At 71.8% G+C, this 22,255-nt stretch carries 17 protein-coding genes; 5 read left to right on the forward strand and 12 right to left on the reverse strand.

Translation table 11 applies throughout. The annotated features are described in order from the left end of the window. Nucleotides 1-33: 33 nt before the first annotated feature. Nucleotides 34-1,029, forward strand: coding sequence for a zinc-binding dehydrogenase (locus tag K4G22_RS04320; protein ID WP_228078327.1), 996 nt, complete (start codon nucleotides 34-36; stop codon nucleotides 1,027-1,029). Nucleotides 1,030-1,133: 104 nt separating this feature from the next. On the opposite strand, the gene K4G22_RS04325 is transcribed toward K4G22_RS04320, so the two are convergent. Further along, complete coding sequence (locus K4G22_RS04325) at nucleotides 1,134-3,086, reverse strand: PhoX family protein (protein ID WP_228078328.1); 1,953 nt, start codon at nucleotides 3,084-3,086, stop codon at nucleotides 1,134-1,136. Nucleotides 3,087-3,254: 168 nt separating this feature from the next. Then, nucleotides 3,255-4,784: an aldehyde dehydrogenase (NADP(+)) gene (locus tag K4G22_RS04330; protein ID WP_228078329.1), complete on the reverse strand. Its 1,530-nt coding sequence runs from the start codon at nucleotides 4,782-4,784 to the stop codon at nucleotides 3,255-3,257. Between the two features lie 134 nt (nucleotides 4,785-4,918). On the opposite strand from K4G22_RS04330, the gene K4G22_RS04335 reads away from it, so the two are divergent. Further along, entirely contained in the window at nucleotides 4,919-5,689 is a 771-nt protein-coding gene (locus tag K4G22_RS04335; protein ID WP_228078330.1) for an IclR family transcriptional regulator, read from the forward strand. A gap of 22 nt (nucleotides 5,690-5,711) precedes the next feature. On the opposite strand, the gene K4G22_RS04340 is transcribed toward K4G22_RS04335, so the two are convergent. The 4 genes from K4G22_RS04340 to K4G22_RS04355 all read right to left on the reverse strand — a co-directional run bounded on the left by K4G22_RS04340 (nucleotide 5,712) and on the right by K4G22_RS04355 (nucleotide 9,998). Further along, a complete protein-coding gene (locus tag K4G22_RS04340; RefSeq protein WP_228078331.1) occupies nucleotides 5,712-6,188 on the reverse strand; it encodes an NUDIX hydrolase in 477 nt (158 codons plus the stop codon). 82 nt (nucleotides 6,189-6,270) lie between these two features. Beyond that, nucleotides 6,271-7,680 carry an NCS2 family permease gene (locus K4G22_RS04345; protein ID WP_228078332.1) on the reverse strand — a complete coding sequence of 470 codons (1,410 nt, stop codon included), beginning with the start codon at nucleotides 7,678-7,680 and terminating at the stop codon, nucleotides 6,271-6,273. A gap of 165 nt (nucleotides 7,681-7,845) precedes the next feature. Beyond that, a complete protein-coding gene (locus tag K4G22_RS04350) occupies nucleotides 7,846-9,069 on the reverse strand; it encodes a hypothetical protein (protein WP_228078333.1) in 1,224 nt (407 codons plus the stop codon). Then, the gene (locus K4G22_RS04355) at nucleotides 9,069-9,998 is read right to left on the reverse strand and encodes a 5-dehydro-4-deoxyglucarate dehydratase (protein ID WP_228078334.1); all 930 of its coding nucleotides are present in this window, start codon (nucleotides 9,996-9,998) and stop codon (nucleotides 9,069-9,071) included. Before K4G22_RS04355 ends, K4G22_RS04350 begins: the two co-directional genes overlap by 1 nt. Nucleotides 9,999-10,171: 173 nt before the next feature. On the opposite strand from K4G22_RS04355, the gene K4G22_RS04360 reads away from it, so the two are divergent. The 3 genes from K4G22_RS04360 (at nucleotide 10,172) to K4G22_RS04370 (ending at nucleotide 14,116) form a co-directional block, all read left to right on the forward strand. Next, nucleotides 10,172-11,020, forward strand: coding sequence for an NAD-dependent epimerase/dehydratase family protein (locus tag K4G22_RS04360; RefSeq protein WP_228078335.1), 849 nt, complete (start codon nucleotides 10,172-10,174; stop codon nucleotides 11,018-11,020). A 458-nt stretch (nucleotides 11,021-11,478) separates the two neighbouring features. Then, on the forward strand, nucleotides 11,479-12,717 hold the full coding sequence (locus K4G22_RS04365; protein ID WP_228078336.1) for an LLM class flavin-dependent oxidoreductase: 1,239 nt from the start codon (nucleotides 11,479-11,481) through the stop codon (nucleotides 12,715-12,717). A 43-nt stretch (nucleotides 12,718-12,760) separates the two neighbouring features. After that, nucleotides 12,761-14,116 carry an NtaA/DmoA family FMN-dependent monooxygenase gene (locus K4G22_RS04370; RefSeq protein WP_228078337.1) on the forward strand — a complete coding sequence of 452 codons (1,356 nt, stop codon included), beginning with the start codon at nucleotides 12,761-12,763 and terminating at the stop codon, nucleotides 14,114-14,116. 1,051 nt (nucleotides 14,117-15,167) lie between these two features. Here the strand turns inward: K4G22_RS04370 and K4G22_RS04375 are convergent. The 6 genes from K4G22_RS04375 to K4G22_RS04400 form a co-directional block, all read right to left on the reverse strand. Beyond that, the gene (locus tag K4G22_RS04375) at nucleotides 15,168-16,304 is read right to left on the reverse strand and encodes a serine hydrolase domain-containing protein (protein ID WP_228078338.1); all 1,137 of its coding nucleotides are present in this window, start codon (nucleotides 16,302-16,304) and stop codon (nucleotides 15,168-15,170) included. A 3-nt stretch (nucleotides 16,305-16,307) separates the two neighbouring features. Next, entirely contained in the window at nucleotides 16,308-17,744 is a 1,437-nt protein-coding gene (locus tag K4G22_RS04380; RefSeq protein ID WP_228078339.1) for a pectate lyase family protein, read from the reverse strand. 96 nt (nucleotides 17,745-17,840) lie between these two features. Further along, a complete protein-coding gene (locus tag K4G22_RS04385) occupies nucleotides 17,841-19,166 on the reverse strand; it encodes an ABC transporter substrate-binding protein (RefSeq protein ID WP_228078340.1) in 1,326 nt (441 codons plus the stop codon). A gap of 68 nt (nucleotides 19,167-19,234) precedes the next feature. After that, nucleotides 19,235-20,389, reverse strand: coding sequence for a Gfo/Idh/MocA family protein (locus K4G22_RS04390; protein ID WP_228078341.1), 1,155 nt, complete (start codon nucleotides 20,387-20,389; stop codon nucleotides 19,235-19,237). Beyond that, on the reverse strand, nucleotides 20,386-21,279 hold the full coding sequence (locus K4G22_RS04395) for a carbohydrate ABC transporter permease (protein WP_228078342.1): 894 nt from the start codon (nucleotides 21,277-21,279) through the stop codon (nucleotides 20,386-20,388). The genes K4G22_RS04390 and K4G22_RS04395 overlap by 4 nt, the downstream gene beginning before the upstream one ends. After that, nucleotides 21,276-22,202, reverse strand: a complete 927-nt coding sequence (locus tag K4G22_RS04400; RefSeq protein WP_228078343.1) for a carbohydrate ABC transporter permease — start codon at nucleotides 22,200-22,202, stop codon at nucleotides 21,276-21,278. The genes K4G22_RS04395 and K4G22_RS04400 overlap by 4 nt, the downstream gene beginning before the upstream one ends. Nucleotides 22,203-22,255 lie beyond the last annotated feature (53 nt).

A 22,255-nucleotide genomic window follows, 5' to 3' on the forward strand; every position in this document is an offset into this window, starting at 1 on the left:
CTGACGCCTGCGTGAGGCTTCTACAGTGCGCCCATGGAGAACGACACACGGATGCGGGCCCTGGTCCAACGGTCCACCGGAGGGCCGAAGGACCTCGCCCTCGTCCCCGACCACCCCCGGCCCGCGCCGGGCCCGGCCGAGTACCTGATCCGCGTCGGCGCGGCCGGCGTCAACTTCGCCGATGTGATGCAGACCAGGGGAACGTACGGCGGCGGGCCGCGAGCGCCCTATGTCGCGGGCTTCGAGGCCGCGGGCGAGATCGTGGGCGCGGGGACGGACATCGCCTCCCCGTTGCCGGCCGGCACGTTGGTCGTCGGGGCCGGCGCCGGCGCCTTCGGGCAGTACATGACGATGCCGGCGGCCGGGGCGCTGCCCGTCCCGGACGGGTGGACGGACGCCCAGGCCCTCGGCCTGGTGCTGAACTGGGCGACGGCCCTGGCCGCGCTCCGGCCGTTGGGCGCCCTCGCGCCGGGCGAGACGGTGCTCGTGCACGCCGCCGCGGGCGGAGTCGGGCAGGCCGCGGTCCGCCTCGCCCGGCACTACGGTGCGCGGGTGATCGCCACGGCCTCGCCGGGCAAGCACGAGACGGTTCGCGCCCTCGGCGTCGAGGAGGTCCTCGACGGCGCCCGCCCCGATCTGGCCGAGACGATCGTCCGGCTGACGGGCGGCGTCGATCTGGTCCTGGAGTCCGTGGGACGGACCACGTTCGCGGCGAGTCTCTCCGTCGCCAAGCCCTTGCTCGGCCGCGTCGTCGTCTTCGGCGCCGCCTCGGGCGACGCCGGACTGACCACCCACGACCTGGTCTTCCGCCACCCGATCCAGATCAAGGGCCTCCATATCGGCACCCTCGCCCGGTCCGCGCCGGCGCTCTACCTGTCCCTGCTGACCGAACTCCAGTCCCTCATCGCCCAGGGCGTCTATCCGCCCGGCACCCCCACCCTGCACCCCCTCGCCGAAGGCCCGGCCGTCCTGGGGGAGTTGGAAGCCGGCCGCACCCGGGGCAAGCACGCCCTCGCCCCCTGGCTCTGAACGGGCCACGCGGTGCCCTTCCGGGGAAGGCGTCCGCTGACCGGGAGGCCGCCACGGCGCGGGCCCCGGGGGCCGTCCGGCCCCCGGGGCCCGCGCGGCGGGCGCTACGCGCCGATCACGCCGCCGTCGAGGCGGGTGATGGCGACGGTGGCGGAGCGGGGGCGGCCCTCGGGGTCGAAGTCCGGCCAGTTGCTGACGGCGCGGGGGTTCTCGGGGCTCGGCTCACCCCAGGCGACCGTGGCCTCGCCCGGGTGTTGGACGTTGACAAAGAGGGTGCGCTGGTCGGGGCTGGCCGTGGCGCCGGTGATCTCGGAACCCCGGGGGCCCGTCAGGAAGCGACGGATCTCGCCGGTCTCCGGATCGGCGGCGAGCATCTGGTTGTTGCCGATGTTGTCGTAGCCCTTTTCGGCCAGGTGCTGGGAGCTGTTGGAGATGTCGGTCTGGATCCACAGCCGGCCGTCGTCGTCGAACCATACGCCGTCGGGCGAGCCGAAGATGTTGGTCTCGTCCAGGTCGACCTGGTCGTCGTAGGCCGGGTCGCCGGCCAGGACGAAGATGTCCCAGGTGAACGTGGTCGAGGTGTGGTCGCGGCGCTTCTCCGTCCACCGGACGATATGACCGTAGGGGTTGGGGTTGCGCGGGTTGACCGCCGCGTCCCAGCCGCTGCCGTTGGTCAACGTGCAGTAGACGTCGTTGTTCTTGGGGTTGATGGTGATCCACTCGGGGCGGTCCATCTTGGTGGCGCCGACCGCGTCGGCGGCCTCGCGGGTGCGCAGCAGCACATCGGCCTGGTCCTGCCAGCCGTTGGCGCGGGTCAGCGGGCCCCGGCCGTGGGTCAGCGGCAGCCACTCCCCCTTGCCGTCGTCCTTGAAGCTGGCGACATAGAGGGTGCCGTGGTCCAGCGGGCTGCGGCCCAGGGCCCGCTGGAGGCGCCAGTTGCCCGTGCCGACGAACTTGTAGATGTAGTCGCCGTCCTGGTCGTCGCCGCTGTAGGCGACGACGCGGCCCCAGGACTCGGTGACGGTGCAGCCCTCGTGCTTGAAGCGGCCGAGCGCGGTGCGCTTGACCGGCGTGGCGTCGGGCCGGTTGGGGTCGATCTCCACGATCCAGCCGAAGCGGTTGATCTCGCCCGGGTTGGCGGCCAGGTCGAAGCGCGGGTCGGCCAGATGCCAGTCGAAGCCGCCGCCGGCGGCGGAGACGCCGTAACGGGCCTGCGCCGGCGTCGGCTCCCAGCTCTCGTCCTCGGTGCCGAAGTAGTTGTTCCAGTTCTCCTCGCAGGCCAGATAGGTGCCCCAGGGGGTCACCCCGTGCGAGCAGTTGTTGAGGGTGCCGCGCGGGCGGCCTTCGGCGCGCAGCTCGGGGTGGTCGGCGCGGACCGGCCCGGAGAACGCCACGGGGGTGTCGCCGGTGACCCGGCGGGCGCGGCGCGAGTTGACCGTCTCCCAGCTGCCGTCCGAGCGCCGTTCGATCTCCACGACGGAGACCCCGTGCGCGGCCAGCGCCTTGGCCACCTTCTCCTGGGTCATCTCGGCCGGCCCGTCGGGGAAGAGCAACTCCTGGTCGATGTACTCGTGGTTGAGCACCAGCAGGCCACGGCGGTTGCCCTCCCGGCCGTGCCCGAGCGGGAAGAAGTGCATCCCGTCGTGGTTCATGCCGACCTGCTGGGCCTGTTCCTGGGCCGTGTTGCTGGCGTCCTTGTGCCAGGCGGGCCCGTCCGGGCGGACGGGGGTGCCCCAGGGGATCAGCACCTGCGCCCGGTAGCCCTCCGGCACCACGAAGTCGTCGGCGTCGCTGGTGGGGACCGGGGTGAAGCCCAGCAGCGGCCGGCTCCCCGGCCGGCCCCGTCCGCCGCCGGCGGGGTGGGCCCCGGTGGCCGCCGCGCCGCTGCCTGATCCTGGCCCGATCAGGAAGGCGGCAGCCGCAGCCGTGCCGCCCAGCAGCGTGTCCCGGCGGGACACCCGGCGCTGGACCACCTCGCCGAAGGACGGGTTGTCGGAACGGTTCGAGCTGACGTCATCCGGATCGATCTCCGGGAAGACCGGGTGCTGTGCTGACATCGCGAGTCCTCACGTGCTGATGTGGCGGAACAGATGTTCCGGTGAGGCTAGGAGTCAACAATGGCGCAAACTGACCACCAAGGTGAACGCGCGGCCACCGCCGCACATACGGCTGATTCACCGTGCCGGTTCACTCAACCGCGCGCGCCCGGTCGTCCGGGGACGCGTTCAGACCTCCCGGGTGCCGTTCACCCGGCGGGGGACTCCCAGCGGGTTGTCGTCGCGCAGCTCCGGGGGGAGCAGCGCGGGTGGGGCGCTCTGGTAACTGACCGGACGCAGCCAGCGCTCGATGGCGGTGGCGCCGACCGAGGTGGAGCTTGAGGTGGACGCCGGGTAGGGGCCGCCGTGCTGCTGGGCCGGGGTGACGGCGACGCCCGTCGGCCAGCCGCCCACCAGCACCCGGCCGGCCAACGGGGTGAGGGCGGCCAGCAGTTGGGCGCCCTGGCCGGCCGGGTCCCCGGCCTCGTCGGCGCCCAGGTGCAGGGTGGCGGTGAGGTTGCCGGGGAAGCGGGCGAGGAGGGTGGCCAACTGCTCGGCGTCGGCGTGGCGGACGACCACGGTCAGCGGGCCGAAGCACTCCTCCAACAGCAGATCGTGCTCCCCCGCCGCCGTCAGCCGCGCGCCGTCCACGGTGAGGAAGCCGGGGGTGACCGTGCGGCCCTCGCCCTCGCCGGCGGCGACGGGGGCGCTGACGCCGTCGAGTTCCGCCCGGGCGGCGACGCCGGCCACGAAGGCGTCCCGCATCCGGCCGTCCAGCAGCACGCCGGGGGCGACCTCGGCGACGGCCTTGGCCAGCGTGGCGACCAACGCGTCGCCCCGCTCGCCGGTGGGCACCAGCACCAGGCCCGGCTTGGTGCAGAACTGGCCGACGCCCAGCGTCATCGAGCCGGCCAGCCCCGCGCCGATCTCGTCGGCCCGCTCGGCTGCGGCGCGCTCGGTGACCACCACCGGGTTGAGGCTGCCCAGCTCACCGTGGAACGGGATCGGGGTCGGCCTGGCCGCCGCCGCGTCGAAGAGCGCGCGCCCGCCACGGACCGAGCCGGTGAACCCCGCGGCGGAGACCAGCGGGTGCTTGACCAGCTCGACGCCGGCCTCGAAGCCGTGCACCACGGTGACCACCTCGGCCGGCAGGCCGACCCGGACGGCGGCCCGGCGCAGCGCGGCGCCGGCCAGTTCGGAGGTCGCCGGATGGTCCGGATGCGCCTTGACGACCACCGGGCAGCCGGCGGCCAGCGCGCTGGCGGTGTCCCCGCCTGGCACGGAGAACGCCAGCGGGAAGTTGGAGGCGGCGTAGACCGCGACGACGCCCACCGGGATCTTGTAGCGGCGCAGGTCGGGACGGGGCGGGGCGAGGGAGTCATCGGCGTGGTCGATGATCACATCGAGGTAGCCGCCGTCCTCGATCTCGTCGGCGAAGGCGCGCAACTGGCCCGTGGTGCGGCCGAGTTCGCCGGTGAGCCGGACCTGGCCCAGGGCCGTCTCGGCGTCGGCCGTCTCCTTGATCCGCTCCCCGTCGGCCGTCAACTCCTCGGCGGCGGCGCGCAGCAGGGCGATCCGGACATCCCGGTCGGCGAGGGCGCCCCGTGCCGCGTGCGCGGCACGGACGGCTGCGTCCACCTCGCCGGCGGTGGCCTCGAAGGCCACCTGCTCACGCTGGTTTCCGGATCGGGGGTCCACGCTCCACACTGGTACTGCCACCGGAATCGATCCTCCTGAACGGCTGCTCCGGAAGGGACGAGGTTCGCTATAGTACCGTTCGAGATACTGAACATCGTCCCGATATGTGAATTCCTTGGGACTCTATAGCGTTGCGAACAAAGGGGTCAAGGTCGATGTCAGCCGGTGAGACGGGCGGTGCCCAGGTCAAGTCAGCGGTCCGCACGGTGGAACTGCTGGAGTTCTTCGCCGGTCGACCCGGGATGCACTCGCTCGCCGACGTCCAGACGGCCGTCGGGTACCCCAAGTCCTCGCTCTATATGCTGCTGCGCACCCTCGTCGAGTTGGGCTGGGTGGAGACCGACGCCACCGGCACCCGCTACGGCATCGGCGTGCGGGCGTTGCTCGTCGGCACCTCCTATATCGACGGCGACGAGGCGGTCGCGGCGGCCCGCCCCACGTTGGACCGCATCGCCGAGGACACCAGCGAGACCATCCATCTGGCGCGCCTGGACGGGACCAACGTCGTCTATCTCGCCACCCGGCAGTCGGAGCACTACCTGCGCCCGTTCACCCGGGTCGGCCGTCGACTCCCCGCGCACTCCACCTCGTTGGGGAAGGCGCTGCTCGCCACCTACCCGGACGAGCGCGTGCGGGCGATGCTGCCGGCGACGCTGGAGCGGCTGACCGAGCACACCATCACCGACCGGGAGTCGCTGATCGGCGAGTTGGCGCAGGTGCGGGAGCGCGGCTACGCCATCGACCGCGAGGAGAACACCCTGGGGCTGCGCTGCTTCGGCATCGCCATCCCCTACCGCGCCCCGGCCAGGGACGCGATCAGCTGCTCGGTGCCGGTGGCCCGGCTCACCACGGGGCACGAGCAGTTGATCAAGGAAGCGCTCTTCGACGCCCGCGACCGGCTGAGCCTGGCCACCCGGCACCTCTGAGCGGACGGGCGGGGCGTGGCGGTCAGTGGTGCCAGGGCAGCCGGACCGGCTCGGCCGGGAGGCGGCCGGCCAGCAGATCGGTGACGAGCGGCGCCACACCGAGCGGGACGATCGGCTCCTCGGCGGTCGCCAGCGCGTCGACCGGCCACCAGCGGTGCTCCGCCAGGGTGGTGCGCTCGTGCCGCTCCATGTGCCGGGTGTCCACCTCGTGGCGGTCGACCCGGAGGAGGAAGAAGTGGTCCTCGAAGCGGCCGGCGCGCCAGCCGAGGTCGGCGAAGCCCCCCGTCCAGGCGACGCGGGCGCCCAGCTCCGCCGGCCGCACCCGCAGCCCCGTCTCCTCCCACAGCTCCCGGGCGGCGGTGGCGGCCAGGCTCTCCCGGCGACGCTTCCCACCGCCCGGCGTCATCCAGTACGGGTCGGCACCCGCCTCGTCCGTGGACCGGAAGAGCAGCAGCCGCTCTTGTCCGTCCACCAGCAACACCCGTCCCGACGCGCGCATGACGTGCTCCTCCAGCCCGATGCCTCCCGGCCGCGTTCGGCCGGAGGCATCAGGGTAGGGACGAGGGGAGCAGCTACGCGCGTCAGTTGACGCCGAGCACCTGCTGGACCGGGTCGATGGCGAAGTAGATCAGGAACAGCCCGGCGGTGATCCACAGCAGCCAGTTGACCTCGCGGACGCGGCCGGTGACGCACTTGAGCACCACATAGGCGACAAAGCCGGCGCCGATGCCGTTGGTGATCGAGAAGGTGAACGGCATCACGGCGATGGTGACGAACGCCGGGATGGCCAGGGTGTGATCCGCCCAGTCGATCTTCGCGACCTGCACCATCATCAGGAAGCCGACCGCGACCAGGGCCGGCGCAGCGGCCTGGGCCGGGACCACGGTGGCCAGCGGCGAGAAGAACAGCGCGGCGGTGAAGAGCAGCCCGGTGACCAGGTTGGCGAAGCCGGTCCTGGCCCCCTCGCCCACGCCGGCGGCCGACTCCACATAGGAGGTGTTGGACGAGGCGGAGGCGGCGCCACCGGCGGCGGCGGCCAGACCGTCGACGAACAGCAGCCGGCCCAGGCGCGGCACCCGGCCGTTCTCGTCCAGCAGGCCCGCCTCGCTGGTGACGCCCACGGCGGTGCCCATGGTGTCGAAGAAGTCGGTCAGGAACAGCGTGAAGATGATCAGCACCACGGTGATGGCGCTGACCTCGCCGAAGGCGCCGAACAAGCTGAACTCGCCCACCAGGTTGAAGTCCGGGGCGGCGACCAGGGCATCGGGCCAGTTGGGCGCGGTCAGGCCCCAGGCGCCGTCGTCGATGTCCGCGATGCCGTTGACGGCCATCGCGAAGAGGGTCATCGCCACGATGCTGATCAGGATGGCGCCCTTGACCTTGCGGGCCAGCAGCGCCAGCGTCAGCAGCAGCCCCAGGCAGAAGACCAGCACCGGCCAACCGGCCAACTCGCCGTCTCCGCCCAGGGTGAGCGGCGGGGAGCCCTCGTGCCCCACGGTAAAGCCCGCGTTGACAAAGCCGATCAGGGCGATGAAGAGGCCGATGCCCACGCCGATCGCCTGCTTGAGCGCCATGGGGATGGCGTTCATCACGGCTTCACGGAAGCCGGTCAAGGAGATCACGCAGAGCAGCAGGCCCTCCAGCACCACCAGGCCCATGGCGTCGGGCCAGCTCATCCGGGGCGCGATCTGGAAGGCGACCATCGCGTTGAGGCCCAGCCCGGCCGCCAACGCGAGCGGCAGGTTGGCGGTGATTCCCATCAGCACGGTCATGACGCCGGCCACCAGGGCCGTCACGGTCAACACCTGCTCAAGGGAGAGCTGGTTGCCGTGCACATCCGTGGCGCTGCTGAGGATGATCGGGTTCAGCACCAGGATGTAGGCCATGGTGAAGAACGTGGCGAAGCCGCCGCGCACCTCGCGGCCGAAGGTGCTCCCGCGTTCCGAGATCTGGAAGAAGCTGTCCAGTTTGGTCAGCCGTTCTACCGGCATTGTCGAATCCTTGACTGAGCGAGTTTGGGGACCCAGGGATTGTGCCTGCTCAGTCGCGCATTCGGGTTTTGTGCATGTCACATTGGGCAACACCGTTACGGAATTGCGTCCTCATGGCGGAACTCGACGCTCGTCGGTGATCTTGATACAAGCGGCCCAGCCTGGTCAGCTCACTGCCCGGAGCGCGGCGCGCACCGCCCGTAGATCTTCGTCCGTGGCCAATCCGGCGTGGTAGAGCCGCAGTTCGTCGGCGCCCAGCTCGGCCGCGTGGGCCGCGTCGGCGGCCAGCGTGCCGGGCGAGCCCCCCATCCCCGCGACCACCGGGAAGTTCGCCGCGACCACTCGACGAGGCGCGCCCTCGCCACCACGCTCGGTGACGAACGGCGTCAACGCCGCGTCCCGCGCCGCCGCGCCACCGGCGCACGGCACCACCACGCCGTCCGCGTGCGCCAGCACGCTCCTGGGCACCACCCCGACGTTGGCGCCACAGCGGTGCGGCGCGGGATCGGCGTGCAGCAGCACCCGGAAGTCCGTGCGGCCGAGGCGGGCCGCCTCGGCCCGCACCGCCGCTACCGTCGCCCGCTGGAACGCGTCGGCGGTCCGCGACCGCCAGTCGGCCACCGCCTCGGCCAGCTCCGCGCCGAGCGCGGCGACCACCCCGGCCCATTCGGCGTCCCGCCCGGCGGGCGCGGGAGCGGCCGTGCCGGCCCAGTAGGGCGCCAGGGCGGCGCGCACCGCACCGCGCAGCCGCTCGGGCTCGACGCCGGACGCCGCATAGCCAGCCGCGCAGACCTCGCAGAAGCAGAGCGACATCAGGAAGCCGCCGACGCCGCCGAGCGCCGCGCCGCCGATCTTGTCGTGCGCGTGCAGATGGTCGAGGCCGTACCAGCCGCAGGACTCCAGCTCGACGCCGGCCGTGCCGGGGCGCACCGCGGCCTCGGCGGCCAGCTCCTCGGCGTAGGCGAGCACCTCGGGCCTGGCCACACAGGGCGCCCACGGGTAGCGGTCGCCGGCGGCGTTGACCACCGTGCTCTCCGGATACTCCTCGCCCAGCCGGGAGTTGTGCGCCAGGATCACCCAGGAGTGCACGTCGAGACCGGCCTCGGCCAACGCCAGTGTGGCCTGCCCATAGGCGTCCTCGTCCTGGAGCCAGCCCTGGTCGTAGGGGTGCAGCCGGTGTTCCGCCCAGCGTGCCCGCTCCCAGGGGTAGTAGACGGCGGAGTGGCGCGCGGTGACGATCCGGTGCGCCGGGTGGCGCGGGGTCAGCGCGCGGGTGGAGTGATAGGCGGCGGCGAGGGTGACCTGGCGCACGCCGAGTGCGGCGATCCGCTCGGCGGCTGCCGGGTCCCCGGCGATGTCCCAGGGGTAGACGAAGGTGCCCGCGCGCATCAGCCGTTCACCAGCCCGAGGCCGCGGTCGATCAGCTCGGCCAGCTCGTCGAGATGCTCGGGCAGCGGCTCGGACAGCGGCGACCGCACCTCCCCCACGTCCAGGCCGCGCATCCGCACCCCGGCCTTGACCAGGGAGACGGCATAGCCCCTGCCCCGGTCGCGCAGTTCGACCAGCGGCCGGTAGAAGCCGTCGAGCAGCCGGCCCACCGTCTCCTCGTCGCCCTGCTGGAGCGCGCGATGGAAGGCGAGCGCGACCTCGGGCACGAAGGCGAAGGCGGCGGACGAGTAGAGCCGCACGCCGAGCCCCTGGTAGGCGAGGCTGGTCAGCTCGGCCGTCGGCAGTCCGTTGAAGTAGCGGAACGGCTGGTCGGGGTGGCTGGTCCGCACGGCCGAGATGATCCGTTGGAGCAGGTCGAGGTCGCCGAGGCCGTCCTTGAGGCCGACGATGCCGGGGGTGGCGGCCAGCTCGACGGCCGCGGCGGGCGTCAGCACCACGTTGTCGCGCTGGTAGACGATCACCTCAAGCGAGGTGGCGGCGGCCAGCCGCGCGAAGTGCGCGACCAGGCCCCGCTGGTCGGGAACCACCAGATAGGGGGGCATCGCCAACAGGCCGTCGGCGCCGGCACGTTCGGCGAGCCGGGCGTATTCGCTGGCCAGCGAGGTGCCATAGCCGGCACCCGCCACCACGGGCACGGCGCCCGCGACCTCGTCGACGGCCGTGGCCACACAGTCGGCGAACTCCGTCGGGGTGAGGGCGTGGAACTCGCCGGTGCCGCAGCAGACGAAGACCGCGCCGGCACCCGCGTCGACGCCCGCGCGCAGGTGCGCGCGGAAGGCCGTGAGGTTGAGGGAGCCATCGGGGCCGTAGGCGGTCACGGGGAAGAACAGCAGGCCGTCCAGCCGCTGAGCCAGGGTGCCTTCGGTCATAGTGCCTCTCTCCGACCGTGCATAATGATGACCACTGTCCATACTTCTGAACAACTAACGCTAGATGAGCGTGGTTTGACCGGTCAACCCGACCGTTGACGAGCCCGAGGTCAACGCATAGCGTGGGCCGGCAAAGCGGAGCCACTCGGCGGTCTCACGGAGATGGGGAACTCATGCCGGCAGATCAGCCCGTTGAACGAGATGCCGAACAGACGGGCGCCCCGTCCACCGTGCTGCTCACCGGCGCGTCGGGCATCGTCGGCACGCTGATGCGGGAGTTGCTCCCCGCGCACGGCCACCGGATCCGTTCGCTGGACATGGTCCCGGTGCCCGACGAGCCGGACGCGATCGTCGCCGATCTCGCCGACCGGGCCGCGCTGCGCGAGGCGGTGCGCGGCACCGACGCGATTCTCCATCTGGCCGGTATCTCCCTGGAGTCGTCCTTCGAGAAGATCCTGCGCGCCAACATCGAGGGGACCTACAACCTCTACGAGGCCGCCCGCGAGGAGGGCGTACGCCGGATCGTCTTCGCCTCCAGCAATCATGCCGTGGGCATGACCCCGTGGCCCCGCCCCGGCGACGCCCCGGTCCCGGTGGACGTCCCGCATCGGCCCGACACCTTCTACGGCCTCTCCAAGTGTTTCGGCGAGGACCTGGCGCAGCTCTACTGGGACAAGTACGGAATCGAGACGGTCTCCATCCGGATCGGTTCCTGCTTCCCGAAGATCAACTCGGCTCGTATGTTGTCGGTCTGGCTCAGCCCCGCCGACGGCGCCCGGCTCTTCCACGCGGCGCTCAGCGCGCCCGACGTGGGCCACACCGTCGTCTACGGCTCCTCCGACAACACGCGCAGGGTCTGGGATCTGGCACCCGCCGAGGCCCTCGGCTATGTCTCCGAGGACGACTCGGAGGTGTTCGCCGCCGAAGTGATCGCCGCCCACGGCGAGCTCGACACCGCCAAGCCCGACCAGGCCCACCTCGGCGGCGCGTTCGTCACCGACCCGCCCATCTGGCCGCACTGACACCGCTGGCCGCGTCCGCCCCGGCGGCCGGGCCGCCGAGTTCGGCCCGAGGCCGCATGGACAGCCGGCGCGTCGCCGCGTTACCGTTTTGTGCCGCGTGGCGCGTGCCGCCGCGCGCGGGAGTGAGCCGACCCCCGGCTCGCCAGCCCCTGGCGAGCCGACCTCTGGCGAAGGGAAACCGACCGTGGGAGCACCGCAGTTGACTGCCGTGTCCCGTCGGTTGACCCGACAGTTGCCCATCGATCTGTGCCGATCGGCCAGCTCTCTCTGTAGCTGAGCACCGCCGCGGCGTCGCCCGCCCGGCCCTCCCCTCCCCCGCCCCGCACCGTCCGGTGCGCGTCTTTCGTGCGTCGCCGAACGCCCGGGCGTGCCGGGGCGCCCCCGCGCTCGCAACACCGCGCGCTGCCATGCCGGTTCGTCCGGCTCCTGATGAAACCGTCGGCCTGTGAGGTCCCGCTGTGACGTCTTCGCACCTACCCCCGAACGGCTCTCCGCTCCTCGACACCCCCCTCCATCTGGCGGTCGCCCTGGACGGCGCCGGCTGGCATCCGGCCGCCTGGCGTGAGTCCCGGGCGCGCCCCGACGAGTTGACCGGCGCCCGCTACTGGGCCGATCTGGTCCGCACCGCCGAGTCGGGCCTCCTCGACCTGGTCACCATCGAGGACGCCCTCGCCCTCCAGCCCACCGTGCCCGACGGCCCCGACGACCGGCTCGACCGGGTGCGCGGACGACTGGACGCGGTGCTGATCGCCTCCAGGGTCGCGCCGCTGACCCGGCACATCGGGCTGATCCCCACGGCGACCACCACCCACACCGAGCCCTTCCACGTCTCCAAGGCCATCGCGACCCTGGACCATGTCAGCCTCGGCCGCGCGGGACTGCGGGCCCAGGTGTCCCGCCCGGTCGAGAACGCGCACTTCGGGCGCAGGGAGTTGGGCGAGGTCAGCCTCGCCGACCCCGGCACGCCGGCGGCGCGCGCCTTTGTGGCCGAACACTTCGGCGAGGCCGAGGACTTCCTGGAGGTGGTGCGGCGGCTCTGGGACAGCTGGGAGGACGACGCCGAGATCAGAGACGCCGCCACCGGCCGCTTCATCGACCGGGACAAGCTGCACACCGTCGACTTCCAGGGCCGCTGGTTCAGCGTGCGCGGCCCGTCCATCGTGCCCAGGCCGCCGCAGGGGCAGCCGCCGGTGGCGGTGCTGGCGCACGAGAGCCTGCCCTACCGGCTGGGTGCCCGGCAGGCGGACGTGGTCTTCGTGACACCGCGCGACGTCGAACAGGCGCGGGCCATCGTGGCGGAGATCCGTGCGGAGCAGAGCGCCGCCGGCCGCGAACGGGACACCGTCCATGTCTTCGCCGACCTGGTGGTGCTCCTCGCCGACACGGCCGAAGCCGCCCAGGAGCGGCTCGCTCGCCTGGACGAACGGGCCGGCGCCCCGATCGCCAGCGACGCGCTCGTCTTCGCCGGCACCGCCGCGGAGTTGGCCGACACCCTGCTGGCGTGGCAGCGCGCCGGCCTGACCGGGTACCGGCTGCGCCCCGCCGTGCTGCCCGACGACCTGGACGCCGTGGTCGGCCGGCTGGTGCCGGAACTGCAACGGCGCGGTGCCTTCCGCACCGCCTACGGCGAGGAGACCCTGCGCTCCCGCCTCGGACTGCCGCACCCGGCCAACCGCTATGCCACCCCCGCTGGTTGAGCCCCTCCCCGACCGTGCGCGAGCGTGAGATTGGACAGCGACGATGACCCAGCCATCCCGGCAGCCGCGCAAGCGGATCATCCTGGGCGCCTACCTCGGCGGCGTCAACCACCACACGGTCTGGTCGGCCCCCGAGGCCGACAGCCAGATCGCGTTCTCCTCCTTCCGGCACCTGGCCCAGACCGTCGAGCGCGGCAAGTTCGACTTCTTCTTCCTGGCCGAGGGGCTCGCCATCCGCGAGCGGCTCGGGCGGTTCTTCGACCAGGACGTCGTCGGCCGCCCCGACACCCTCCCGGTGCTCGCCGCCCTGGCCGGCGTGACCGAACACCTCGGGCTGATCGGCACCATCAACGCCACCTTCAACGAGCCCTATGAACTCGCCCGACAACTCAGCAGCCTCGACCACCTCTCCGACGGGCGCGCCGGCTGGAACGTGGTCACCTCGTTCGACGCCTTCACCGGACAGAACTTCCGCCGGGGCGGCTTCCTGCACCGGGACGACCGCTATGTACGGGCCGACGAGTTCCTCACCGTGGCGCGTCAGCTCTGGGACTCCTGGCCCGAGGACGCCATCGAGGCGGACAAGGAGAGCGGTCGGTTCCTACGCCCTGAGCACGCGGACGCGGGCCGGTTCGCGTTCAGCGGCAAGCAGTTCGAGATAGCGGGCCGCTTCACCACGCCGCGCTCGCCCCAGGGCAGGCCGGTCGTGCTCCAGGCCGGTGTCTCCCCCCACGGCCGGGACTTCGCGGTCGCCAGGGCCGACGCGATCTTCTCGCCGTTCCACCGCCTGGACGAGGCCCAGGAGTTCTACCGGGACATCCAGCGGCGCGCCGCCCGCGCCGGCCGTCCGCCGGGAGCGGTGAAGGTGCTGCCCTCGGCGTCCTTCGTGCTCGGCGACACGGAGGCGGAAGCCGCCGAACGACAGCGGGAGATCGCCCGGCAGCAGGTCAGCGGGCGGACGGCGCAGATCCTGCTGGAGGCCGTCTGGAACCGCGACCTCTCCGGCTACGACCCCGACGGGCCGCTGCCCGACGTGGAACCGGACGTGGAGGGGCCGAGGATCATCCAAGGACGCGCCGTCATCCACCAGGACGCCAGGCAGACCGCCGCCGAATGGCGGGAGTTGGCCGAGGCGAAGGGCTTCTCGCTGCGCGAGTTGGCCATCCACCTCTTCTCCCGCACCGAGTTCGTCGGGACGCCCGAGCAGGTGGCCGACCGGCTCGACTCCTTCGTCCAGAACGAGGGCTCGGACGGCTTCATCCTGGGCTCGCACCTCACCCCGACCGGCCTCGACGAGTTCGTCGACCGGGTCATCCCCCTCCTCCAGGAACGAGGCGCCGTACGCACCGAGTACACCGGCACCACCCTACGAGAGCACCTCGGCCTCCCCTCCACCTGAGCGAAGGGCTGCCGCGAAGGGCTGCCGCCCCGGCTGAGGCAGAGGACCGCCCGCGGTCCGGCCCGGAGGCCGCCCCTCCGGCCCGGACCGCCGCCCGCCCGGGCCGGCGGGCTGCCACCCGGCGGAGGCCACAGAGCGGGGGGAACACCCCCTGGCCCGGCGGGCCGGACGGCCAAGGCACCACCCAAGGGCCTGCCCTCCGGCCCGGACCGCCCCAGGCGGGCGGGCTGCCACCCGGCGGAAGCCACAAAGCAGGGGGAACACCCCCGACCCGGCAGGCCAGACGGCCAAGGCACCACCCAAGAGCCTGCCCTCCAACCCAAACCGCCACCCGCCCGGACGGGCTACCACCCGACGGAAGCCACAAAGCAGGGGGAACACCCCCGACCCGGCAGGCCGAACGACCAAGGCACCGCCCAAGGGCCTGCCCTCCGACCCGCACCGCCGCCCGCGCGGGCGGGCGGGCTACCACCCGGCGGAGGCCGCAAAGCAGGGGGAACACCGCTCCGGCCTGGCGGGCCGGACGGCCAAGGCACCGCCCAAGGGCCTGCCCTCCGACCCGCACCGCCACCCGCCCGGGCGGGCTACCAGCCGGCGGAAGCCGCAGAGCGAGGGAAACACCCCCGGACCCGGCGGGCCGGACGGCCAAGGCACCACCCAAGGGCCTGACCTCCGACCCGCACCGCCACCCGCCCGGGCGGGCTACCACCCGGCGGAGGCCACAGAGCGAGAGGAACACCCCCGATCCGGCGGGCCGGACGGCCAAGGCACCACCCAAGGGCCTGACCTCCGACCCGCACCGCCACCCGCCCGGGCGGGCTACCGCCCGGCGGAGGCCACAGAGCGAGGGGAACACCCCCGGCCCGGGGCCGCCGCGCGGGTGGGGTACCGGGGTGGGGACCCGCCCCGCGCCCGTGCGGTGGGCCGCCACTCAGCCAGGACGACCGGGCAGGGAACGGCCAAGCGCAGACGGCCCGCCCGGGGGCCGGGGCGCTCGCCCCGGGTGGGTGGCCGTGCGCATCGATGGCCGGGGCGCGGCGCGGCGTCCGGCTCAGCCCGCCCGCAGGGCGCAGGCGTGGGCCACGGCGGCCAGCCGATCCGCTTCGGGGGCCGAGCCGCCGGCGAAGACGCGGCGGGTGTAGCCGAAGGCGAGCCCCGTGCTCGGCGAGGCGAGGGCGACCGAGCCGCCCGCGCCGTCGTGGCCGAAGGTGCCGGCCGGCAGGTGGGGAAAGCCGACCATGAAGCCCAGGCCGTAGGCGCGCCGCATATCGAGCACCAGATCGTGCCCGACCGAGTAGGGCAGCCCGCACAGCCGCGCCGTCGCCTCGTCCAGCAGCGGCTCGGCGCCGTCGACGCCGGTGACCGCCGCCGCGTAGAGGCGGGACAGGCCACGGGCGGAGGCGACGCCGCCGGCCGAGGACTGGCCACCCGCCCGGAACCGCCGGGAGTTGGGCAGCTCGTGCAGCACGGTCGGTGCGTCTCCGCGGTGCCGGTTGCCGGCGATCCCAGCGATGCCGTCCGGGGGACCGGCCGGCTCGGACGCCCCTGGCTCGCCGGGCGGGGCCGGGAGGATGGTGCGGAGCCTGCGCTCCTCCGCCTCGGGCAGGCCGAGGTGGAAGTCGACGCCCAACGGCCCGCGTATCTCCTCGTCGTAGAGCGCGCGCAGCGAGCGGCCCGTGATCCGGCGGACGATCTCCCCGGTCAGCGCGCCGACCGTCAGGGAGTGGTAGCCGAAGGCTCGGCCCGGGTGCCAGTAGGGGTGGTGCCCGGCCAGCCGGTCGGCGATCGCCGCGTCGTCGGCCAGCTCCTCCCGGGTGAAGCCGTCCTCGGTGCCGATCGAACCGGCGCGGTGGGCCAGCAGATCGTGCACGCTGATCCCGCCCTTGCCCTCGGCGGCGAACTCCGGCCAGTAGGAGCGGACCTCACGCGTCACATCCAACTGGCCGCGCCGCACCAGCAGCGCGGCCACCAGGAAGGCGATGCCCTTGGTCGAGGAGAAGACACCCGTCAGGCTGTCCCCCTGGATATCGGGACCGCCCCACAGGTCCACCACCAGTCGGCCGTGGAGATGGACGGCGAGCTGCGCCGCGTGCCCTGGATCCGCGTCCAGCACCGCCGCGAACTCCGCGCGCAACGGCTCGAACGCGGCGGTCGCGACGCCGCTCACCTCGGGTGTCTCAGTTGCCATGCGTCACAGTCGGCCGGCTCCGGCGTGGATGTCAAGCAGCAGGGGCAGCAGCAGCGGGTGGTGCACCACGCGCCGCAACTCGGGACGCCAGCCGGCGTCGTCGCCGAGGGTGTGCTCCGGGTTGGCCGCCTGGAAGGCGCCCAGCAGATCGACGGAGCGCCCGTTGACCCGGTTCCCGTGCTCGGTCATGCCGGTGTTCGCGGTCCACTGGTATATGGCCCGGTCCGGAGTGATCTCGGCGGGCAGCGTGAAGGCGTTGTACTCGGCGACCAGCGCCGACTCGATGCCGATGCCCCAGCTGTAGCCGTAGGGAACGCCCGCGTCCTGCCGGTAGTGGTTGTTGTAGACGTCCACCTGCCCGTAACGGACGCGCGGCGCACGCTCGTTGACGTTGTGGAAGAGGTTGTGGTGGAAGGTGGTGCGCAGCTTGCCCCGGTCGTCGGCGGCGGCGCCGTCGGAGTTGCCGAGCAGGATCGTCTTGTCGTGGTCGGTGAACACGTTCCAGCTGACCGTCACCAGATCGGCGCCGCGCACGATGTCGAGCTGGCCGTCGTGCTGCTGGAACAGCCGCCCGAAGTAACGCGGCTGGTCGGCGTCGGGGCGACGGCCGTCGGTGAACGTGTTGTGGTCCACCCAGACATGGCGGGAGCCGTACACCACCGCGCTGTCGTACTCCGAGTTCCACTCGCCGAACTCACCGTCGGTGGGGTCCCACTGGGGGAAGCAGTCGAAGGTGTCCTCGAACGTCAGGTTGCGGACGATGACGTTCTCGACGCCCCTGATGTCCAGCGTGGCGCCCAGCAGCCGGGCGTCGGACCCCGCCCCCACGATGGTGGTGTGGGAGGGAACGGAGAGCACCACCTGTTCCTTCTGCACCGCCGCCGAGGCGAGGCGGGCGTCCTCCTGCGGCCCGCTTGGCTCCTCGTCGCGACCCCAGGTGTCGGGGTCGTAGGCGTCCAGGTAGGCGTCCAGGCTGTAGCCGTCGGTGGCGTAGTCCTCGCAGCTCAGCGCGTTGCCGTCGGCGTCGGTGTTGGCATCGATGGCGCCCTGGACACGGATGATCCGGGGCCCGTCGCCCGGGGCGGCGAGGGCGTCGGCCAGCTCACCGCGGTCGGTGACGGTGAAGACCCGCTCGCGCGGCGCACCGGATCCGCCGGTGACCCCGCCCTCCGCCGAGCCCCAGCCGTCGCGTGCCGGCAGCACGCCCTGCTCCAGGCGGTGCCCGGAGCCCGGCCAGGACCCGAACGAGGCGGTGGAGGCGGCGTCGGACGTCAGCTCGTCGAACGACGCCTCCTCGGCGGAGGCGTGCGGCGGCAGGGCGACCAGCGCGAGTGCGGCGCAACCGACCGTCGCTGCCACCGGCAGCAGCCGGGACCTACCGGCTGGTCCGCTGTCGGATCTGGTGTCGGATCTGCGGTGAGAGGTTCTCTCTTTGGACATGGCGACTCCCGGGAGAGGGGGAAGGAAGGATGGGGAAATCGGATGGAGCGAGGGGCCGGCCGGGCGTCGTCCCGCCGAGGCCGGCCCCCGGGCCGGTCAGCGCTGCTCCAGCCACTCCGCCTGGGCCTCGTTGAGCTGCTCCGCCAGGTCGTCGGCGAACTCCTGGGCCGTCATCTCGCCCAGCAGCAGCCGCTGGAAGTTCGGCTCGGTGCCGGCTTTGGTGATGTCGTTCCAGTCGGGCAGGTAGTAGGGCAGCTGGACGATGGTGGTGTTCTCGTCGTAGAGCGCCTCGACGGCGGCCTGGGTGGGCGGCGCCTGGGCGATCCACGGATCGTTCATCACCTCGGTGTTGGCCGGTATCTGGCCGGCCGACTCGTTCCAGCGGCTGTTCATGGCGTGCGAGGCGGCGAACTCGATGAACGCCCAGGCGGCGGCCTTGTTGTCGCTGGAGCGGAAGAGGCCGAGGCCGTCCACCGGGTTGGAGACGAAGGTGTGGTTGCCGCCCTCGGCGTCGGCCGGCATCGGCAGCCCGTCCACCACGCCTTCGCCGAAGGCGGCCGTGTGGTCCCCGTAGGAGCCGAGGTTGTGCTGGAGCATGCCGACCGAGCCGCCGGTGAAGGTGGCGACCATGTTGGTGAAGTCGCTGTTGAGGTCGGCCTCCGGGGTGGCCACGCCGTAGAGCGCGGCATACCGCTCCAACGCCTCGACGTTCGCCGGGTCGTTGACCGTGGTCTGGTCGCCGTCCCAGAAGCTGTCGATGCCGGACTGCGCGTACATCATGTCCAGGGCGTGGGCGATGGAGCCCTCACCGCCCCTGAGGGTGAAGCCGAACGCGTTGTTGCCGCGGTCGGTCAGCGTCTCGGCGGCGGTGAAGAAGTTGTCCCAGGTGGTGGGCGGTTCCAGGCCGGCCTCGTCGAAGAGGTCGGTGCGGTACCAGAGCACCCCCTGGTTGGCCGAGGTCGGCACGGAGAACAGCTCGTCGCCCCCGCCCACGGTGGAGCGCACGCTCTCCAGCATGTTGGGCGCCAGCTCGTCGGCGAGGCCGCTCTCCGCGAGCCGCTCGTCCAGCGGGTCGAGCGCGCCCTGGGCGACGAGGTTGGCGAGGTAGGAGGTCGAGACGCCGCCCACGTCGGGCAGGCCGCTGCCGCCCTGGATCGCCGCGTCGTACTTGGCCTGCACGTCGGCGATCGGCACCCCGACGTACTCCACCTCGATATCGGGGTGTTCATCCTCGAACGCGTCGATGATCTCGTTCCAGATGTCGGTGCGGGCCCCGCCGTTGTTGTCCCAGAAGACGATCTTTCCGGCACCCTCACCCTCGGCACCGCCGTCGTCGCCGGAGTCGCCACAGGCGGTGGCGGTGACGGCGAGGACCAGCCCGGTGGCGACGACGGTGGCGCCACGGGTCCACTTTGCTCTCATACGACTTCTCCCTGTACTGCGATGTGTCACGGATCGTTGTGAGTCGTTACGTGTGGTTGTCGGTTTCGCTACGAGTCGTTATGTGTCCCCGGGACCGCCCAGGGGGCGCCCAGCTCGGAGTAGAGCGCCAGCCGGTCGGCGCCGTCAGCGGTCAGCTGGTCGATGCCGGGCAGCACCCGGCGCGGCCCGTGTTCGCCCCGTTCCACCCGCCAGTGCTCCGGCGCCAACCGCACGGGGTCGGGGGCGGTGCGGACCGCCTCGACCAGCCGCATGAAGCCGCCGGTCCGCTCGGGCGGCACCAACAGCGGTACGCCCTCCCGCAGATGGGCGACCAGGTTGGCCAGCAGGTCGGTACGGGGGTGCTCGGTGGTCACCGGCGGCCGGCCGCGCCGTTCCAGCAGCACCCGGTCGGCCTTGTACCAGAAGGTGATCCGGCCCTCCTCCCCGTGCACCACCACGGAGGGCTCCCCCGGCCGTTCGGCGCAGAGCGTCACCGCCGTGACGATCTGACCGCCGGCGGTGGTGCGGAGCCGGGCGCAGGAGGTGTCGTCCGCCGCGATGTCGTTGATCCGGAACAGCTCAAGCTCGATCCCGGCCAGATCGTCGGCCCGGTCGGCGTCGGCGATCCGCAGCGCGGTGGCCACGGCGTGGGCGAGGGGATTGGTGAGCACCCCGTCCACGACGTCCCGACCGTCGAGACGGCGCAGTCCGCCCCAGGGCGCGCGCCGCCAGTACGCCTCCTCGCGCACCCAGGCGCCGACCGCGCCAAGGCCGGTGACCCGACCGATCGCTCCCTCCGCGATCAGGCCCCTGATGTGTTCGATCGCGCCGGAGCCCAGCGACTGGAAGCCGATCTGACAGGCGGTGCCGGCCTCCTCCAGGCCCCGCCGCAGCTGGTGGAAGGCGTCGAGCGAGGGGGTGGGCGGCTTCTCCAGCAGCAGGTGCACGCCCCGCGCGGCGGCGATCAGGCCCAGTTCGGCGTGCGTGTGGATGGGGGTGCAGACGATCGCGACCTCGGCACCCGTGCGATCCAGCAGCGCGGCCAGGTCGTCGGACTGCTCCGGGCTGCCGAGACCTTCGAGTTCCTCCGGTGCCAGCGGCGTCAACTCACAGACGCCGACCAGCCGGACCAGTCCCGCGGCGGTCAACCGCCGGATGTTGGACAGGTGCCAGTGACCGTGCCCTCGGGCACCGGCCAGCACCAGCGTGACGGGGCCGCTCATCCCTTGACCGCCCCCGCGCTGAAGCCGGTGATCAACCAGCGCTGGATAAAGGCGAACACGATCACCACCGGCACCGCGGCCACCACACCGCCGGCGGCCAGCGCGCCCAGATCGACGCTGTCCGAGCCGAGCAGGGAGTTGAGCCCCACCGGAATCGTCTGCTTGTCCTGCGAGTTGAGGAACATCAGCGCGAACAGGAAATGGTTCCAGCTGTGCACGAAGGCGAAGGAACCCACCGCGATCAACCCGGGACGCAGCAGCGGCAACACCACGGCGAGAAAGGCCCGAAGGCGGCTGCATCCATCCACCCAGGCGGCTTCCTCAAGGGAGGGCGGCACATTGCGGATGAAGCCACTGATCAGAATCATCGAAAGCGGCAGCTGGAACACCGTCTCGGCGAGGATCACGCTCCACAGGGAGTTCAACAGCTGTAGTTCGCGGAAGATCTCGAAGAGCGGCACCAGCATGAGCGCGCCCGGGATGAACTGCGAGCAGAGCAGCGCCAACATGAACGGCATCCGCATCCGGAACTTGAACCTGGCCAGCGCATAGCCGCCGGAGAGGGCCACCAGCAGGGTCATCAGCATCGAGGCGATACCGACGTACATGCTGTTGATGAAGTAGGTGTCGAACCCGCGCTCGTTCCACACCTTGGCGAAGTGTTCCCCGGTGATGGGCCAGGGCACCAGCGAGTCCGAGCCCGGCTCGCGCAGCGCGAACAGCACCATCCAGTAGAACGGGATCAGCGTGAACAGCAGGTAGACCCCGAGCGGGACATAGATCTGCCAACGCGGCGGCTCGTCCAGGGACCTGCGCCTCCTGCGCCTGGAGACCGGCGGGGACGCGGGCGGGGCGGAGGCTTCCTTCGACTCCGTGAGTGCGGCGGTCACTTGTCGTCGCCTCCGAACTTGCTCAGGCGCAGATAGACGATCGAACAGAAGAGGAGAATCACGAAGGCCACCGTGGTCAACGCCGCCGCATAACCGAACTCGTTACCGTGGATTCCGGTCTGGGCCACATAGAGGGGTAGCGTCGTGGTCGATCCCGCTGGCCCCCCGTTGGTCAGGGTGTAGAGCAGGTCCACGTTGTTGAACTCCCAGACCGCGCGCAACAGGGTGGAGAGCACGATGGCGTCCCGCAGATGCGGCAGAGTGATATGGAAGAACTGCCGGATCCGGCTCGCCCCGTCCACCGAGGCCGCCTCGTAGAGGTCCTTGGAGACCGACTGGAGATCGGCCAGGATCAGAATGGCGAAGAACGGTACACCGCGCCATAGTTCGGCGATCACCGCCCCCCAGAAGGCCGTTCCCGGATTGGCCAGGACCGATGTTCCGTACTCCCCGATTCCGGCATCCGCCAGATAGCGGCTCAGCCCGGTCGAGGGGTTGTAGAGAAGAATCCAGATGGTGCTGGTCAACACCCCGGAGACCGCCCAGGGAGAGAAGACCAGCGCGCGGGCGACTCCTCGGCCGACAAAGGTCTGATTGATGATCAGGGCCAGTGCCAGACCGAAGACCAGCTGGAGCGAGACCTCCACCAGCACCCATCGGGCGCTGAAGATGAGCGTGTCCCAGAAGAACGGGTCGTCGGTGAAGATCTCCCGGAAGTTGTCCAGACCGGCGAACCCGTTTCGCCAGGGCTTGGTGACGTTGTAGTTCTGAAGGCTGTAGTAGATGACGCTGATGATCGGGTAGGCGATGAAGCCCAGCATCAGAAGACCGGCGGGCGCGAGCAGCAGGTAGGGCAGCGAACGTGGGGAACGTCCGGCACGGCGGCGCCGCGGCCGGGTCCGTTCCCTTACGGCGTCGGCCATGACCGCTTCTCCGTTCTCGACGGGCGGCAAGCGCGTGGAAGCGCTCCCGCGAG

Origin of the sequence: Streptomyces profundus (assembly GCF_020740535.1) — a bacterium.
In the GTDB taxonomy this organism is placed as follows: Bacteria; Actinomycetota; Actinomycetes; order Streptomycetales; family Streptomycetaceae; genus Streptomyces; species Streptomyces profundus.

What these genes read in the sequence shown, in the direction of transcription:
- K4G22_RS04390 (WP_228078341.1), bottom strand. Translation starts at nt 20,389, where the DNA reads ATGAGCGGCCCCGTCACGCTGGTGCTGGCCGGTGCCCGAGGGCACGGT.
- K4G22_RS04385 (WP_228078340.1), bottom strand. Translation starts at nt 19,166, where the DNA reads ATGAGAGCAAAGTGGACCCGTGGCGCCACCGTCGTCGCCACCGGGCTG.
- K4G22_RS04355 (WP_228078334.1), bottom strand. Translation starts at nt 9,998, where the DNA reads ATGACCGAAGGCACCCTGGCTCAGCGGCTGGACGGCCTGCTGTTCTTC.
- K4G22_RS04400 (WP_228078343.1), bottom strand. Translation starts at nt 22,202, where the DNA reads ATGGCCGACGCCGTAAGGGAACGGACCCGGCCGCGGCGCCGCCGTGCC.
- K4G22_RS04335 (WP_228078330.1), top strand. Translation starts at nt 4,919, where the DNA reads ATGTCAGCCGGTGAGACGGGCGGTGCCCAGGTCAAGTCAGCGGTCCGC.
- K4G22_RS04340 (WP_228078331.1), bottom strand. Translation starts at nt 6,188, where the DNA reads ATGCGCGCGTCGGGACGGGTGTTGCTGGTGGACGGACAAGAGCGGCTG.
- K4G22_RS04345 (WP_228078332.1), bottom strand. Translation starts at nt 7,680, where the DNA reads ATGCCGGTAGAACGGCTGACCAAACTGGACAGCTTCTTCCAGATCTCG.
- K4G22_RS04380 (WP_228078339.1), bottom strand. Translation starts at nt 17,744, where the DNA reads ATGTCCAAAGAGAGAACCTCTCACCGCAGATCCGACACCAGATCCGAC.
- K4G22_RS04370 (WP_228078337.1), top strand. Translation starts at nt 12,761, where the DNA reads ATGACCCAGCCATCCCGGCAGCCGCGCAAGCGGATCATCCTGGGCGCC.
- K4G22_RS04325 (WP_228078328.1), bottom strand. Translation starts at nt 3,086, where the DNA reads ATGTCAGCACAGCACCCGGTCTTCCCGGAGATCGATCCGGATGACGTC.
- K4G22_RS04350 (WP_228078333.1), bottom strand. Translation starts at nt 9,069, where the DNA reads ATGCGCGCGGGCACCTTCGTCTACCCCTGGGACATCGCCGGGGACCCG.
- K4G22_RS04360 (WP_228078335.1), top strand. Translation starts at nt 10,172, where the DNA reads ATGCCGGCAGATCAGCCCGTTGAACGAGATGCCGAACAGACGGGCGCC.
- K4G22_RS04375 (WP_228078338.1), bottom strand. Translation starts at nt 16,304, where the DNA reads ATGGCAACTGAGACACCCGAGGTGAGCGGCGTCGCGACCGCCGCGTTC.
- K4G22_RS04320 (WP_228078327.1), top strand. Translation starts at nt 34, where the DNA reads ATGGAGAACGACACACGGATGCGGGCCCTGGTCCAACGGTCCACCGGA.